The 16296-nt window shown below is 46.0% G+C and carries 13 protein-coding genes and 1 pseudogene; 7 read left to right on the top strand and 7 right to left on the bottom strand.

Annotated features, from left to right (window positions below; translation table 11 throughout):
- Position 1: 1 nt before the first annotated feature.
- On the top strand, positions 2-820 hold the full coding sequence (locus J8Z23_RS21195) for a hypothetical protein (protein ID WP_434635339.1): 819 nt from the start codon (positions 2-4) through the stop codon (positions 818-820).
- Positions 821-899: 79 nt separating this feature from the next.
- Here J8Z23_RS21195 and J8Z23_RS21190 read toward each other — a convergent pair whose 3' ends face one another.
- Positions 900-1508: a YitT family protein gene (locus J8Z23_RS21190; RefSeq protein ID WP_434635338.1), complete on the bottom strand. Its 609-nt coding sequence runs from the start codon at positions 1506-1508 to the stop codon at positions 900-902.
- A gap of 201 nt (positions 1509-1709) precedes the next feature.
- Between J8Z23_RS21190 and J8Z23_RS21185 the strand changes: the two are divergent.
- Positions 1710-2128, top strand: a pseudogene (locus tag J8Z23_RS21185) (GFA family protein).
- Positions 2129-2165: 37 nt separating this feature from the next.
- On the opposite strand, the gene nhaD reads toward J8Z23_RS21185, so the two are convergent.
- The gene (nhaD, locus tag J8Z23_RS21180) at positions 2166-3596 is read right to left on the bottom strand and encodes a sodium:proton antiporter NhaD (protein ID WP_005392020.1); all 1431 of its coding nucleotides are present in this window, start codon (positions 3594-3596) and stop codon (positions 2166-2168) included.
- Positions 3597-4016: 420 nt separating this feature from the next.
- Entirely contained in the window at positions 4017-5042 is a 1026-nt protein-coding gene (locus tag J8Z23_RS21175) for an acyltransferase (protein WP_225461458.1), read from the bottom strand.
- Positions 5043-5294: 252 nt separating this feature from the next.
- Here J8Z23_RS21175 and J8Z23_RS21170 point away from each other — a divergent pair, with 252 nt between their 5' ends.
- Positions 5295-5885, top strand: coding sequence for a TetR/AcrR family transcriptional regulator (locus J8Z23_RS21170; RefSeq protein WP_434635337.1), 591 nt, complete (start codon positions 5295-5297; stop codon positions 5883-5885).
- Between the two features lie 129 nt (positions 5886-6014).
- On the top strand, positions 6015-6872 hold the full coding sequence (locus J8Z23_RS21165; protein WP_005392011.1) for an alpha/beta fold hydrolase: 858 nt from the start codon (positions 6015-6017) through the stop codon (positions 6870-6872).
- Positions 6873-7046: 174 nt separating this feature from the next.
- Here J8Z23_RS21165 and J8Z23_RS21160 read toward each other — a convergent pair whose 3' ends face one another.
- Both J8Z23_RS21160 and J8Z23_RS21155 read right to left on the bottom strand, forming a co-directional pair.
- Positions 7047-9593, bottom strand: coding sequence for a glycosyl hydrolase family 18 protein (locus J8Z23_RS21160; protein ID WP_164666004.1), 2547 nt, complete (start codon positions 9591-9593; stop codon positions 7047-7049).
- A gap of 369 nt (positions 9594-9962) precedes the next feature.
- Positions 9963-10466, bottom strand: coding sequence for a DUF2850 domain-containing protein (locus J8Z23_RS21155; RefSeq protein WP_272165724.1), 504 nt, complete (start codon positions 10464-10466; stop codon positions 9963-9965).
- A gap of 325 nt (positions 10467-10791) precedes the next feature.
- Between J8Z23_RS21155 and J8Z23_RS21150 the strand changes: the two genes are divergently transcribed.
- On the top strand, positions 10792-11076 hold the full coding sequence (locus J8Z23_RS21150; RefSeq protein ID WP_005392006.1) for a pyrimidine/purine nucleoside phosphorylase: 285 nt from the start codon (positions 10792-10794) through the stop codon (positions 11074-11076).
- A 131-nt stretch (positions 11077-11207) separates the two neighbouring features.
- Positions 11208-11489 carry a hypothetical protein gene (locus J8Z23_RS21145; RefSeq protein ID WP_005392005.1) on the top strand — a complete coding sequence of 94 codons (282 nt, stop codon included), beginning with the start codon at positions 11208-11210 and terminating at the stop codon, positions 11487-11489.
- Between the two features lie 3 nt (positions 11490-11492).
- Here J8Z23_RS21145 and J8Z23_RS21140 read toward each other — a convergent pair whose 3' ends face one another.
- Positions 11493-12641 carry a GGDEF domain-containing protein gene (locus tag J8Z23_RS21140; protein ID WP_434635336.1) on the bottom strand — a complete coding sequence of 383 codons (1149 nt, stop codon included), beginning with the start codon at positions 12639-12641 and terminating at the stop codon, positions 11493-11495.
- Between the two features lie 533 nt (positions 12642-13174).
- On the opposite strand from J8Z23_RS21140, the gene J8Z23_RS21135 reads away from it, so the two are divergent.
- Complete coding sequence (locus J8Z23_RS21135) at positions 13175-14515, top strand: MATE family efflux transporter (protein WP_258686456.1); 1341 nt, start codon at positions 13175-13177, stop codon at positions 14513-14515.
- A 96-nt stretch (positions 14516-14611) separates the two neighbouring features.
- Here the strand turns inward: J8Z23_RS21135 and J8Z23_RS21130 are convergent, their stop codons facing one another.
- Positions 14612-16291: an RluA family pseudouridine synthase gene (locus J8Z23_RS21130; protein ID WP_434635335.1), complete on the bottom strand. Its 1680-nt coding sequence runs from the start codon at positions 16289-16291 to the stop codon at positions 14612-14614.
- Between the last annotated feature and the right edge of the window lie 5 nt (positions 16292-16296).

Raw genomic sequence — 16296 nt, 5'->3', positions numbered from 1 at the left:
CATGCCTTTCAAAACGGATTTTGATGCATTCATGAGTGAGTGTTGGCAGCATCACGAAACACGGCCCGAACAAACTTATGCTCAATTGGAAACGGCTCTGAGTGAGGTGGAAAACGTTAACCACATCGAGCGAATATTTGCATTGATGCTGCACACCGCGATTGGGCACCTCCAGCGTCCAGAACCGTTTCTTGCTTGTTTAGAGCGCTTTGATGAACGCAAGGTTGCCGAGAGTTCGGCATTGCAACGCAGTATTGCCGTTGCGCGCTTTTTCGTTGATGGCACTGACTGTGTGGGGTTGTTAGCAGAGCAAGACCAACGCCGAGTTTACGCTCTGATTTCGAATGAGCTTTCTGTACTTGCTCAGCTTGAGCTGGCGAGCCAATGGCTGGAGAAAGCCGCGCTAGGTATGACACCACAAGATGCTGAAGGGCCGCTAGCGCGCTCTATCGCAATCACAGCAAACAACTTGGCGTGCCAGTATGAAGCGCTGGCTGAGCGCACGGATGTGGAAAAATCGAGGATGCTAGAAGCGGCGAAGCTCGCGTTGGATTACTGGAAAGTGGCGGGTGGTTGGATGCAAGAAGAACGTGCAGAGTATCGCTTAGCGATGAGTTTACTCAAAGCGGGTGAAGCCAGACAAGCCAAGCAGCATGCCGAGCGCTGCGAAGCCATTTGTCAGCAAAATGGTGGTGACGCGTTTGAGCTGTTCCATGCGCATGATTTGCTGATGCAAGTGCACTTCCATCTTAGCCAGAAATATAAAGCTAAAGTGGATGTGGGGATGCAGCAATACTGCACAACGAGTTCGTTGACATGATCTCAACGTTGAATAAAAAAGCCCCGAGCGAATGGCTCGGGGCTCATATTTTGTAAGTTCACTCATTACACGATGTTGATTAAGCTATTTGCGCTTTTGCCTGGTATCGTCCTGGTTTATGGTTCATCGCCAAAATCAAATTTGTCGCCACGGCACCTAGGACGGATAGAGCGATAAGGTGAGCATCCACAATGAACAGCGACATCACTACGATGGCACAATCGAGCGCCATCTGAACTTTACCCGCTCTAATTCCAAAACGTTCCTGAAGGTACAACGCTAGAATGTTAAAACCGCCTAAACTCATCTTGTGACGGAAAATCACCAACATACCTATTCCAATTAACCCACCACCTAGAAGTGCTGCATAGAAAGGTTCGATTCGTGAAATTTCAATCACATGGTGCAGATGATCGACCGCAAAAGAAACAATCGAGACCGCAATGAAAGTATTAATGGTGAAGCGCCATCCCATGCGCATTACAGACAAAATATAAAAAGGGAGGTTGAGAGCGAAAAATATCTGACCAAAGCTGAAGTCACTCACTTTGGTAAGGAAGATCGCCAAACCAGCCGTACCTCCGGTGAGCAATCCTACTTTGCTGAAAAATATTACCCCAAGCGACACTAACGCACTGCCGAGCATCAGAGCCAAGAGGTTCTCTCTTAGGCTATGATCTTTATCCATAAAATTTTTTCCTTGGTTTAAAAACCGCGCCGGAGACAACACGTCCATCCAACGAGATAAACAGTTGCCAAAATAGCAACTAACAAATCGGCCAATAAAATGTCGCGAAAAGTGATGAATGTCGAGTTTTTGGACAAGATTGTGCTGATGCTAGCCTGTTTAACATAATGTACACAGGTAGAAAAACAACAAGGAAAAGTTATGATTAAGAAAGTCGGCACTACCCAAATCAACGCATTACATCGACTGAGTTGTCACTGCGGAAAAGTTGAGCTGGAACTTGCATTACCTAATGGTATTGAGAAGCCGAGACGATGTGATTGCTCCATGTGTCGACGTCGCGGCGCGATTGTGGCATCTGTGCCTCTGAATGGTATTCGTATCGTGCAAGGCGAAGACGTTTTGAAGCTGTATCAATTTAACACTCGCACAGCGAAGCACTTTTTCTGTGGCGAATGTGGTATTTATTCTGTGGCGAATGTGGTATTTATACGCACCATCAGCGTCGCTCTGACCCGAGTGAGTACGGCTATAATGTCGGCTGTTTAGAGGGCGTCAACCCATATGAATTGGGAACTATCGAAGTGATGGATGGCGTTAACCATCCATCTGACCGTTAGGTTATATCGCAAGTTAAGCGCCTGACGCGCGGTGCTTTTAGGTAAATAAACCGCTATTCATCCACAAATGCACTGCAATACTGGCCGCATAACCCAAGGCGATGACGGGAGCCCATTTTAGATGGCCAAAGAAGGTATATTGACCACGCGCGGCTCCCATTAATGCGACACCTGCCGCAGAGCCAATTGAAAGCAAGCTGCCCCCCACACCCGCAGTCAATGTGACAAGTAACCAGTTCCCCATCGACATGCTTGGTTCCATAGTCAGTACAGCAAACATAACCGGAATGTTATCGACGATGGCAGATAGAACACCAACCATCACGTTGGCCCAGACAGGGTTCCATTGGTTGTACATGACGTTTGAAACCAGTTCGAGATAGCCAAGTAAGCTCAAACCGCCGACACACATCACTACGCCGTAGAAGAACAGCAAGGTATCCCATTCTGCTCGAGATACACGGTGGAACACGTCAAACGGAACGACTGAACCTAAGCGTTTTAATGCGTGATCGTCGCCATTGGCAATTGCCATAGCCGCTTTTTTTGCCAAAGAATGTTTGAGTGTTTGGCGTAAGAAGTAGCCGAAAAATTGTAAGTAGGCCAAGCCCATCATCATGCCCATAACGGGTGGGAAGTGCAGCAAAGCGTGGAAAGAGACTGCGGTGGCAATCGTCAGAATGAATAGTGCGACAATACGTCTCGCGCCGCGTTTCAGTTCTACGTGTTGGTGAATCGTATTCGGTTTGGTGTTTGGAACAAAGAGTGACATCAAAAACGCAGGAACCAAATAGTTCACCAGTGACGGGACGAATAACGGGATGAATTCAGCAAAGCTGACATGCCCGGCTTGCCACACCATCAGGGTCGTAATGTCACCAAACGGGCTGAATGCACCGCCAGCGTTGGCAGCGATAACAATGTTGATACAGGCAAGATTCACGAATCTAGGATTATCACCAGAGACTTTCATCACCACAGCGCACATCAAGAGGGCTGTGGTTAAGTTATCGGCAATCGGTGAAATAATAAAGGCGAGAAACCCCGTCAGCCAAAACAGCTTTTTGAAGCCAAAGCCTTTGCCGACCATCCACGCCTGTAAGGCATCGAAGAGTTTGCGCTCTTCCATAGCATTGATGTAAGTCATCGCTACTAACAAAAACAGCAGCAGTTCCGCGTATTCCAACAAGTTGTGTTCTAGTGCGGATTTGGCGATTTCTGGCTGGTTGTGTTGAGCAAAGGTGTAGCCAATCAGAATCCAAATTAACCCTGCAGCGAGCAGCACAGGCTTGGATTTTCTCATTTTCAGATACTCTTCCAACATAACCAGTATGTAAGCAATCGAAAAGATAATGAGAGCCGCGTAACCGACACCAGAATTAACCAGGTTCAGTTCATTGGTGGGGGCAGCAAAGGTGGCGCTAGAGAACAACAAACAGCAGAAAGCCACAATTGGATAGATTGGCATAGACATTTCTCCTTTGTCTGGTTGGAGAAATATTAGCCACAAATTAATGAGTTAGTTGTGAGAGAGCTCGAATTAACAGTAGGAGTTAGGAAATGATAGTGTGCGCCACTATTTTCTGAGTGACGCAATGCTTGCTGCGCCAAATAAAACCACAGCGGCATACAAACCGTAAGTTAACCAATGGCTAATCTCTAAAAAAGGAACGAGTCCTTGACCTGCCCACATACAGCCTCCGTTTAATGAGCAATGTTGTAATAGTCGAGCCAATTTAAAGGAAATGAACAATGTTTTTTGTGAGTGACGGCAAATTCTGAAGGATTAGAAAGTCAAAAATTGGTCAGTGAGAGAGAAATCTCATTTTTAACTGGCTAGCTCTAACCCTTTTGAGCTAGAGCTAGCTATATCGAGCGCTGAATGGATTTAGCGCAGCAGCCATTTTCTCAACGGCGAAGCCTCAATTGCTTTCACAAGTATTATGGTTGCGACAATCGTTGCAGGATAAATAAATGCGTCTTTCGCGAGGTGTTGCAACCCGATAAATCCAGCGACATTCATCATTATAATTATCACAAGCAGATGGCTAACATAAATGCCTAACACGCTAGGAGATAGTTTGAATACCCAAGGCATATCGCCAAAATGTGGGTGGACTAACAGCCACATGAAGACACCCAGGGCCCAGATAACAGTACCAAACAGGAAGTCGTGAGAATTAAAAGCGACCTCGTGTTGCATTAGCCAATAAGCTTCACCAAAATGCAGCGCCATACCAAGAAGAATGCATCGAATCGTATTGTTTCGCGACCATCGCCATTGTTCTTCTCGTGCTAGATAACCCAGTGTTACCAGCAAAGTACTGAAAAACGGCCCATTACGAGTAAAGAAAGGCGCTGGCAGATCGGTAATGGTCGAATAACTGCCAGCAAACACGCCGTATATGTATAGCAATACGGCGGTTGGCAGTACCAATTGAGCCATATTGATATGCACGAGGAAGGCAATTAAGGCAACGGCAATGACCAGAGCTGGAATAAACCACAGGTGAACGAGCCCGCCTTCGACGAGTGAATTGAACGGGGTCGACATTAAGTAGCCCCAGTAGCCCTGCCTTTCGGCGAGATACCCCGCCTCAGCGACAGTTTGCCACTGGAATGGCATCAATAAACTGATCACGCTCCAAATGAGCCAAACCTTCATCAGTGGTTTGGCGTAGTTTTTTAGTGTTTCGATAGGTGCGCGGCTTAACTTGGGCTGGATAAGATAACCAGAAATGAGAAAAAACAGTGGCACAGCAAAACGAGCCAATTGGTTGAGCATATAACCAACCCACGGTATTCCATCCCATTGCCAGTATGTCAGGGCCATCTGGCAGTGCAATCCTATAATTGCAAACATCGCAATAATACGCGCAAACTCTAAGCTGGCTATTTTTTGTTTCTTTGCCATTACATTACTTACCTAAATAAAAAAAACTTAGGTGAAAGTAGCAGGTTGTGGCTGAATTAATGCGAGAAAAAGTCAACAGACTCGCGCTTACACTGAAGCTGTGTTTAAATTTAAGACTTACTTCAAACTTCTTAATTATTAACCTATTAACCAACTCAATACATGATTAGCGAGTCGAAAATGACACTAATGTATGGTTAGACCAGTTAACTCTAGATTGCAAAAAAGAACGATCGTGCTAAAAATAAGATTATGCAAAAAGGAAAAGTGACAAAAGAGTTTATTCTGCAACGGGCTTTTGAGATCGCCAGCGAAGACGGATTAGAAAGTCTTACGATTGGTGAGTTAGCCAAGCAATGCGGTATGTCGAAAAGTGGTCTGTTTGCTCACTTCAATTCGAAGTTGAATTTACAACTATCGGTATTGGAGCACGCCAATAAAGTGTTCGCTGCTCGGGTTATTGAGCCTGTTCGTGAAGCAGGGGATGGCAATATCGAACGTAAAATTCGAGGGTTGCTCGACTCTTGGATGACTTGGAACCACGCATTTCAAGGAAGTTGTATGTTTCTAGACGCTTGGAATGACACGGCAGATAAAGATTGCCCACTTCAGGCCGGACTGCGTAAATCCATAGACACTTGGCTGAGCTATTTGGAGATCCAAATAGCGAAAGGCAAAGAGAAGCAAGAATTTGAAGCAGACTTAGATACACGCCAAGCAACGTTTGATTTATACGGTCTTTATTTGAGTGCGCATGTTTTTTACTCAATTAAAGGTGAGGAAGAAAGCTTGCGCCTGTTTTGGCAAGGGATCGACAACTTATTTTCTCGCTGGAAAGACTGATACCAGTTATTCGCTTTCCAGATTTGTAGACATAAAATCATAAAGAGCGGCTGAGTTCGCTCTTTCTTATCAGCATAAAAAGCACGACCGTTCTATTTTTGTGCGTAGCTGATAGTTAAGGACATAATCATGAGTGAAAAAATTTACTTTAATACATCGCAACGTTTCAGTATTAAGCGCAGTTTGGTGAACATCAGTACGCGTTTACACCATACGCTGGCCCCTTCCCATGCAAAGAATACCGCGCGTAAGTTGCTCCTGACACCTGCTCGCACAGCACCTAAAAACACCGAACCTCAAGGACTTGCCAAAGGTGAAATTAAAGGACATGCAGGCATTATCAAAACCTACACTTTGGGCTCTGGACCTATTTGGGTGTTAACTCATGGTTGGTCTGGCACCGCAAGTCAGTTTTATCCGTTGATGGAACATATTGCGTCGAAAGGTTTCACCGCTTTGGCATACGATCATCCAGCACATGGTGAGAGTGAAGGGCAGTATGGGCACATTCCGGGTTTTGTCAAAGGGTTAGAAGATGTGTTAGATACGGTAGACGATATTGTTGGTCTAGTTGGGCACAGCATGGGCACCGCTTCTGCTCTTGAGTGCCGACATAGCAAATTAGAAAACAAGCCTTTACTGCTTATTGCACCGGTATTGAATTACGTAGAGAACCTATTCGGTAGCATTGCGCGTTCAGGTTATTCGATGAAGCTTTTTAATGCCGTAGTTTCTGAAGTTGAAGATCAATTTGGTTACCCATTACAGTCAATTGATCCGCTGAAGCGTTTGGCTGAGCGCTCGTCTCCAGCCATCATTGTTCATGATGAGCAGGATAAGTTCACTAAGTACAGTATCTCTGCACAAGCCGCTGAAGAGATTGAAAATGTTGAGTTAGTGACAACGCAAGGTCAAGGTCATGGCCGAGTGATGAAGTGTGCACAAGTCTTCAGTAGTTTTGACCGTTTACTCGATCGTTCTTGGTAATCTTCATTCTTACTAATCGGCTCGATCCGTTTTGGGCTAATTCGATTTGAAAGCAATACCTCGGACTGTTTTTCGTCAGTGGTATCGCTTTTCTCATTATGAGATAAAAACAAAAAAGGACAGCCGAAGCTGTCCTTTCATCGTTAACTTTACAGAAAGTCTGCAAGGTTGGGCTTAGTTACAGTTAGCTACGCCAACTTCTTTCCATACGCCCCATTCGCCAGATTGGCTAGGATCGTCACCCTGAGTCCACCATTTCGCTTCCCAAGTTTTACCTGCATGAGTGACTTGGTTGCCGCCTGTGTACACTGCGCTTGCATCCCATGCGTTGTCACAGGTGCCTGGGTTTGGATCGGTGGTATGCTGTGCAACAACAACAGTTGCGCTTGCCGTTGAAGACGCTTTGCCGTCGCTCACACTTACGGTAAAGCTTAGGCTAGTGTCTTGCGGGTATTCAGCAGCAGTGAAAGTTACTTTAGAACCGTCAACCGTTGCGTTCAAACCTTGAGGAAGCGTCCAGTTGAAAGTAAGAGTATCGTTGTCTGCATCGCTAGAGGCTGACGCATCTACAACCACAACGTCACCAGCGTTTGCTGTTGCTGGAGCAACAACTTGCGCTACTGGCGCATTGTTCGCTGGGTCAACCACACCTGCTGGCTTCACAGTTACTACAACAAGGTCAGATGCCGTTGCACCTTCGTTGTCAGTCACCGTTAGCTTGAAAGTTAATTGCTCCTCAACGGTAACTTCTGCTGCATCAAAGCTTGCTTTCGCAGTGTTGGCGCCTGCTAGTACCACTGCAGTGCCAGATACTTGTTCCCACGCGTAACTCGCGATAGTGCCGTCAGAGTCTTTCGATAGGCTACCATCTAGAACCACACTTGCTGGGCCAGTTACAGATTGATCTGCGCCAGCAGCTGCGGTTGGTTTACGGTTTGGTTGAGGAACTACACCGCCAGCCATACCTTCGTGCATTGCGTTGAGAATGTCACCGTTATCCGCGTCGATTTCCCAAGAGAATAGACCCGCAAGACCTAGAGACTTTGCGTAGTTACCTTTTGCTAGCACTGAGCGATGGTCATCAAATGTGATCAACTCACCCGTTGTGCGGTTCCACACCCATGGTGCTTCTGCTTGTGCATCATAGCCGTACTCGAAACCGTTAATGCCAGTGTTGTTGGCACCTAGCATAAATGACTTAATGCCTTTGTAGTCGATTACGCCATCTTCCCAAACACCTTGCGCTGTGCTGCCCTTCAGTTTACCTGTAGCAGTACCTGTCATTGGGTCATTTGGATCGGTTAGCGTATCTGGAGTGACGCCTTCCCAGCCACGACCGTACATTGCTGTACCAAGTACTAGCTTGTTCGCAGGAACGCCTTGAGCAAGAAGAAGCTGGATGCCGTTATCTGCTGTGTAAGCAGGACCTTTGTACGGTTCGCCGTTCTCATCAACGCCACTACCGTCACACTGACCAGGGCGCATGAATGAACCACAGTAAAGCGCAGTCTGGTGACCAGGAACGTTGTTCCAACCGCCATAGAAGTCGTAAGTCATCGCGAAGATGTAGTCCATGTATTGAACCGCATCTGCATAGTCTACGTCTTCAATCTTGTCGTAACCGACACCGATAGCTGACGTTAGCTCGTAAGTACGGCCAGTCTCAGCTTCTAATTCATCAAGCATTACGCGCAATTCACGCATCAGTGCGATGTAAGCTGGGCCATCGTTTACAGGGTCGCCCTTATCCGCGGCTGCACCGCCGCCACCTGGGAATTCCCAGTCGATATCAACACCGTCGTAGAATTTCCAAGTTTTCAGGAACTTCTTAACCGATGCGACGAATGTGTCTCGGTTTTTCTTGTCTACGAAATCGAAGAATGGGTCAGACAGCGTCCAGCCACCGATAGATGGGATGATTTTTAGATCAGGGTTACGTTGTTTCAATGCCATTAGCATTGCGTAGTTACCCTTGATAGGTGTGCTGTATTCATGACCAGCTTGTGGGAAGCTCTTCTGATAAGCGGCCCAAGGGTCGTGGATCACGACTTCGTAGTCAGGCACGCCTGTACAAGCGGTTTGTAGTGCATTGAAACTGTTGCCGCCAACAGACTTCACAGACTCATTTGGGCCACAAATTGGGATAAAACCGTAAAGGATGTGAGTCAAGTTGTCGACTGGCATGTTATCGACCGTGTAGTCACGACCATAGATGCCCCACTCAACAAAATACGTACCCATCACGACGCTTGGATCGGTATTGTACGTTTTGTTGTTTGGATCAACGTTCATCGTCAGTGGCTTCAAGTGAGAACCATCGGTATCTGCAATCGTGATTTCAGCTGGTGCGCTTTTCGCACAACCTGTCGCATCACATGCCTCGATTTCCATTTGGTATAGGCCGCCCTGACCATATTCAAATGTCGCTGTTGTTTGGCTACCAGTGATTGGGCCGGTTGCTACTTTTGCACCATCAAAATAGACGTTGTAAGTATCACCTGGCGTGCCACTCCACTGGTTAAACTTAACAGTGATCTTCGCTTGCTCATGGTATTTCACCATGTCGTAGTAGCCTGACGTGGTTTCCATCGCGAGTTCAATTTTAGAAAACTGAAGGTTGTTGGAACCGTACATATCGATACTTGGTGCGGTTGGAGCCGCAACTGCAGCACCTGATAGTGCTAAAGCAACGCCAGCTGCACATAGGTTAAATCGAATCATAACTTCTCTCTCAATCCTTGGATTCATGTTCTACCTAGAACATAGGCTGCTCTTGCACCAGATAAGATGATTGGATTTACTCCATGTGCAAAAGCATCACACTCAGCATTTCAGAGAGTTTTTTTTCGTCAAAAAAAATTAAGACGGTTTTCGAGGCACTTGAGAGAACTTAACTAAAACTCGCACTCTGTTACACAGAAAGTGTCAGACTGAGTCAATAATTTATAAAATCTCAGCAGAAACTAAAATTATTGTTTACTCAGTAGCGAGTGTGATAAATGCGATGAATACCTTATTTCATTGTTTATTAAGGTTTTGTTTCATCGAAATAGAAAGAGAATTGAAAGGAGAAATAGCCGTGAAGACGTGCTAGTCACGGCTGAAATGTTCACTTAATGCAGCGCGACGTTTTGAAGCCGCTCCGGTTTCTGAGCCTTGAACGGTATGCTCAAATCCCTTACGGATGAATCGTTGGTCTGGAATAAGAGGCTCAATGCGGCGAATCTGAGGTGAAAGGTGAGAGCCCGAGATCTGGTACGCGGTTTTTCCTAATCCAGTGTTCAACGTGATGACCTTTCCATCGAATTCAAATTCTGTCGTGATGAGTCGATGGTTTCGATATACCCCATCCTCTGTGAAAGTCAGACGTTCTGTTTGGTAGGGTGGCGCGCCGATCTCAATCCACTCGCCGTAGACTTTTTCCGGGTCAATATGGTCTTGATAGGATAGGTGGATTTGATAGCTGAAAAACGTCAAAAGACCCACCCCGAAAACGGCAAATGCGCTTTTGAGGACTTTGGATTGGTGGCGAGCCCAAAATGAAAGTTTTGGTTCCTGTCTTGTTTTCTGCCTTCGGCGAGCTGAGTCCGTCATTGGTCTACTTTTCTTCCCTTTTTTAATATGGTGGAAACCTTCCTTCTCAAAAACAAACAATCCCGTTATTAAGACTAAGAAATTATGATCTAATGTCCACTTTTACATTCGGATACACTCTTATTGATGGTTTTATTGTTTGCTAGCGTTAACTAATTCACCGACTTTATCTCACTAATTACGTCGTCTGGTTAAGCCTAGAAAAAGGTGGCCTCGCTCAGTAGCAAAGGATGTGCTTTATAACGTTGGCTTAATGGCTTTCAGAGCTTGAGTAACAGGAAGAAACAAGGTAAAAAAGAGCGGACTTTTGATAAGGAAACCAATAATGAGTATTAAGGAAAATAGCTATTTTGCAGGTAGTGTAAAATCACTAGGCTTTAACCAGAATGATCAGGACGTTAGCGTTGGTGTAATGCTTCCTGGTGAATACACGTTCGGCACTCAAGCGCCTGAGCGTATGACGGTTGTAAAAGGTGCGCTTGTGGTCAAGCGTGTCGGCGAAAGTGATTGGACGACTTACCAAAGTGGTGAGTTTTTTGAAGTGGAAGGGAACTCCTCATTTGAGCTTCAAGTGAAAGACGCGACCGCGTATTTATGTGAGTATTTCTAAAGCGCACTTTTTGCCTGTGATAAAGCCACCTTCGGGTGGTTTTTTCGTCTATGTGCTTCACTTATAACGCATCTTTTGGTTATTTGGGTATATACTTAATAAAAATGTACCCATCGACCAGGGAGGAAGTGATGGCAGTACAACGCAAGCATTCTGATCTCCCTCCTCGTTATGAGGACAAAGATCTCACCAATGAGCAAAGACATCGTTTTACCGAGGTTGCCAATGCAGCCCATAAGAGACGTGAATTCTATCGACGTGCTCTAGGGAAAGGCTTAATGGGCAAAGTGAAGGACCGTGCGTTTAAAGGCCAATTCAGTCGCCAGCAAGATAAGCCGAGCAGAGTGCTGCAAGCTGTGTGGCTAATCGTATTTCTGGTGCTGGGGCTATGGGTGATGCATGTATTCGCTTAACCGTTAGCAAGCTTCTGACACAGTCGGCGTTTCAGAGGCTGACTTCTCTTCGGTATTGCAGTGCTCGTAATACGCGTATTGGTTTTTCCCTGTGTGTTTAGCCGCATACATTGCTTTATCTGCGCACCGAGTCAATTCAGATAAATCCTTCGCATCTTGTTTGTAGATAGCAGCGCCCACACTCATCGTTAACTCGTTAATCATATCGTAGCTTCGGTAGCCTTTTGGGAATAGATTCACAATACGCTTCAAAATGCTGTCGAGGTCATCTTTACTCTTTATGTCGTACAGCATGAGCACAAACTCGTCGCCCGCAAATCGAGCGATGGAGTAGTCGTGTTTGTCGGTTTTTCTGTCTTTATGGCGAACATTGTTTTTTAATCGAGTTGCAAAGGCTTGAAGCACTTGGTCACCAATATCGTGTCCGTAGGTGTCGTTAATATGTTTGAAGTTATCAATATCTAGGAAGACCAGAGCAGTGATACTGTCATCAGATGAATGGTTGATCTCATCGAGCTTTGCACGCGCCCAAGTTTCAAAGCTCCAGCGGTTGGCAAGTCCTGTGAGTTGGTCAAAATACGCCAACTCTTCAATCCCTTCACGATAAAGTGTTTGAATGTAGTTGAGGACTTTTGTGTAGTAGTACGAGAATGTGTGGCACACAAATGCAGTCGCTATTAGGGTCAGCATAAATCGTCGTTCTATGATGTCACTGGCTGTTGGTAGCCGATCTAAAAAAACGACTCCAAAAAAGATCAGTAAGATATAGGTGCCACTAAACAGCAGACCGACTTTAAACTCATTGATCAGCACCAGAGTGGCGACAATGGGATATAGCCATAGCAGTTTGCCTGAGGGGGCATCGTTATACAGAAGTAGCAATAACCCTTCGAACATCAAGACTGCACTCAGCCATAGGTCGGCATATTGATGATGTCGTTGAACCTTTATCACATAACTGATACCTAAACAGGCTAAGGCACACAGAGCATGGAAAAAGCTTAATCCCCAATTATCCTCAAACAATTGAGCAATGGAGCCATAAGTTAAACATGCCGCGGCGATACTGGAGCATAAAAAGACAATTTTCTTTTTTCTTGTTGAGCGGATATCCGCCATTTCCTCTAAGCGTGCTCCAGCCAATGTCGACATTACGTATCCTTACTTAATTAACGTGTACGCTTATTCTAGGCGGTATTTTAGCGATAAATAGAACAACAAAGTTTCCAAATGTGATGTCAGTCATTTTTAGTATGGGCCTAGAAATGTGGTTTGGTGAGAGTGCTCAAAGCACAACACAGGCTTATAAATTTTTCCATGGCGGATCTTTATGGCTTCAGATAGTTCTATTTATAATTCAAAGTAATGCATTTCCACCGCCGTATTTGCAGGATCTATCCTGACTCAACTCTGTTGGGAGTAGCATGAACTGCGCCTTCTACCGATTGAGCTCATTGTTCGTCAATCGACGATCTCTAAGTTCCGGCAATGAGTTTTTCGTTGTGAAAAAGCATTAGAAATATTTTTCCGAAACAGAGCGAAATATTGTTGTCGTTGTGACCAATATGCGACTAGAATCCGCGCTAAATCACGACCTCATATCGAGCTTCGTTCGAGTCACTCTTTTTCCAAACTGCTTCACACATTTTGTGAGGCAGTTTTTAGTTGTAGGAAAGGTTACAAACATGCCTAAAAGCCAGAACATCAACCAGCGAATGTCTATTGTGGCGTTAGCTTGGCCGATTCTTGTCGAAATTTTGCTACGGACGGCTTTAGGAACCAGTGACGTGTTCATGCTGAGTGGATACTCAGACAAAGCGGTATCCGCTGTTGGTGTGATCACGCAGATTACCTTTTTCTTAATCATCGTTTCGACGTTTGTCAGCAGCGGAACGGGGATTTTGATTGCCCAATACAATGGCGCAGGGCGCGAGCAAGAGTCTGTGAGCGTCGGCGTTGCAAGTATTGCGCTGTCTGTGATCATCGGTGTGCTATTGAGTGTGATTGCTGTGCTTGGCGCGATATTCCTGCTCCCATATTACGGTTTGGAGGCACAAGTCGAGCAATACGCACGTGAATATCTGCTGATCAGCGGTGCGATGACGTTTAACGTTACGATTGGCGTTGTTTTTACGACCATTCTGCGTAGCCATGGCTATTCACGCTCTCCAATGGTGGTGAACTTGATCTCGGGTGTGTTCAACATCATTGGTAACTACATTGCGCTTTACCAGCCATTCGGTTTACCTGTGTATGGTGTGCAAGGTGTAGCAATAGCAACTGTCGTCAGCCAAGTCATCGGTACGTTAATGTTATGGTTTATTCTCGCTCGCAGCAGCATTGAACTACCAATGTCGACCATGAAACAAGTGCCCGCAGAGATTTACAAAAAAATCTTAAAAATCGGCGGCATGAACGCGGGTGAAGTGCTGTCTTATAACGTGGCGCAAATCTGCATTGTGTACTTTGTGGTGCAAATGGGGACGGCATCGTTGGCGGCTTTCACTTATGCACAAAACATTGCCCGTTTCTCGTTTGCTTTCGCGTTGGCAATTGGTCAGGCTGCGCAAATTCAGACTGGTTACTACATCGGTAAAGGTTGGGTGAGCAGCATTTTAAAACGCGTACAAATCTACTTCTTAGTGGGATTTGTGGCATCAACAGCGGCAACCACACTGATTTACCTGTTTAGAGAAGAGATTCTGCGCGTATTTACCGATCAACCGGAAATACTCGCATTGGCAGGCTCGTTAGTCATGGGCTCAATTTTGCTCGAAGCCGGACGTGTGTTTAACCTGATTTTTATCGCGGGGCTGAAAGGCGCGGGTGACATCAAGTTCCCAGTGCAAATGGGGATTTTGAGTATGTGGGGACTAGGCGTGCTTTTCTCTTACATCTTTGGCATCCACTTGGGTTATGGCGTTTTAGGAGCTTGGATGGCAATCGCACTCGATGAATGGGTGCGTGGTATCATCATGGCAAGACGTTGGCGCTCTCAGGTGTGGACCAAGTTTAAGGTGAGCTAACGGTTTGCTTTATCACGCATCACGCTTATTCTGTTGTTAGAAACCAAAAAAGGCACTGATAGTCAGTGCCTTTTTGTTTTTAAAATCTGGAAGAAGTTAGAATTCGCACTCAGCTCTGAACACCATGCGCTCTTTGCTGTATGGATGATCCAGCTCTAGCATCTCAGCATGCAGGTGTAAGCGATTCGCTTTTTCGCCGTATAAACCATCACCAACCATCGGCATGTTTAACCCCATGTGATGAGCACTGTGTACACGTAGTTGGTGAGTTCGCCCGGTTTTCGGATACATGTATACCTTGCTGCGTCCATCTTTGACGTCAATCAGTTGCCAGTAGGTTTCTGCATGTTTCCCGTGTTCAAAACACACCAGTTGACGTGGGCGGTCATCTGGGTCACCACGCATTGGCAGTGAAATTTCCCCTTCCGGCTCGTTCAATACGCCTTCGAGCAGTGCCATATAACGTTTTTGTACGCCGCGAGCCATAAACTGTTTTTGCAGGCTTTTGTTCGCGCGCTTAGTTAAGGCAAACACCAAAATGCCAGAGGTCGCCATGTCGAGGCGATGAATCACAAACGGCCCTTCCACATCAGGGAACATCGCTTGTAAGCGCGTATAAGCAGAGTCCTTGATAGTTTTACCCGGCACTGAAAGTAAGCCCGATGGCTTGTTGACGACGACCATAGCGTCGTCTTGGTAGATTATCTCTAGTTCTTTGTCTTCTGCCCAATTCTCCGCCAATGGGTTAGGTTCGACATCCAGCCCTTGTATCATATGGCCCAAAATCGGCTGACATTTGCTGTTGCACGATGGGTAGAATTTTTTGTGTTGGCGAACTTCAGATTTTGGCGAAACACCCCACCAAAACTCTGCCAGCGCCAGCGGTTTGAATCCGTATTTAAACGCGTATTGGAGCAGTTTTGGCGCAGCACATTCCCCTGCACCTGCTGGTGGTATTGGGTTTGTGGTGTCCGCAAAAATGTCCACCAAGTCGCGTGTTTCGCCATGGCTGTTTAGGAAGCGGTATTGTTTATGCAGTTTGTGCTGTAAAGCGTTGGAGAGCGTCTTGCGCTGCTCTTTAAGGTGAGCAAGTTGCTGCTCTAACTCGGCCAATCGTGCTTCTTTGATTGCAAGCTTTTCATCCCACGCTTGCTTTAAGTATTTGAGAGCGTTTTTCTCGGCGACACTTTGTTTACCCAACTCATCCAACAAGATTTTGAGGTCATCGGCATTGAGTGTTTGCTCGCCCTGTTGGCGCTGTCGTTTGCGTGCGGCGCGGCCGTCTATCATCACTTGGCGCTGTGTTTGCTCTTCTTGCTGATAAGCGGCTCGGTCGGCTTGGATTTGCGCTTTAAGATCTGCCAATTCCGGATTCGCAGCACAGGTTTTGTACTCCGCATTGGCGGCGTTGATGGCATCCGTTTCTGCGCGGAAGAAGCCTTCATCGGTCAGCATGTCGTACACAGGAGGGACAAATCTTGGAATCAAGTTTTGGTCGGCAATTTTGCCAGAAAACGCACTTAAAAAGCCGAGCTCGCCTTGAGGGCTTTTTACCAGCAATACGCCAAACATTTTGCCTCGCCCCGTTTCTTCATTAACCAAACCAAAATCGTGTTCGAAGTCGGTTTGCGCTAATAAGTGCTGTTGCAATTGCTTTGCGGCCATAACGCAAAGAGGATGCGGCGTGTAGTAGAACGGAAACGTAAACTGCGTTGGTAATTCATAGTCAGAAGTATCAGCAGTAAAACGTGTAAAACAATGTTCAGGCGAGTGCATGGTGG

The organism is Vibrio sp. SCSIO 43086, assembly GCF_051132235.1.
Taxonomy (GTDB): Bacteria; Pseudomonadota; Gammaproteobacteria; order Enterobacterales; family Vibrionaceae; genus Vibrio; species Vibrio diabolicus.
The sequence above is the reverse complement of the archived record's forward strand: the minus strand, read 5'-3'. Positions and strand labels throughout refer to the sequence as shown.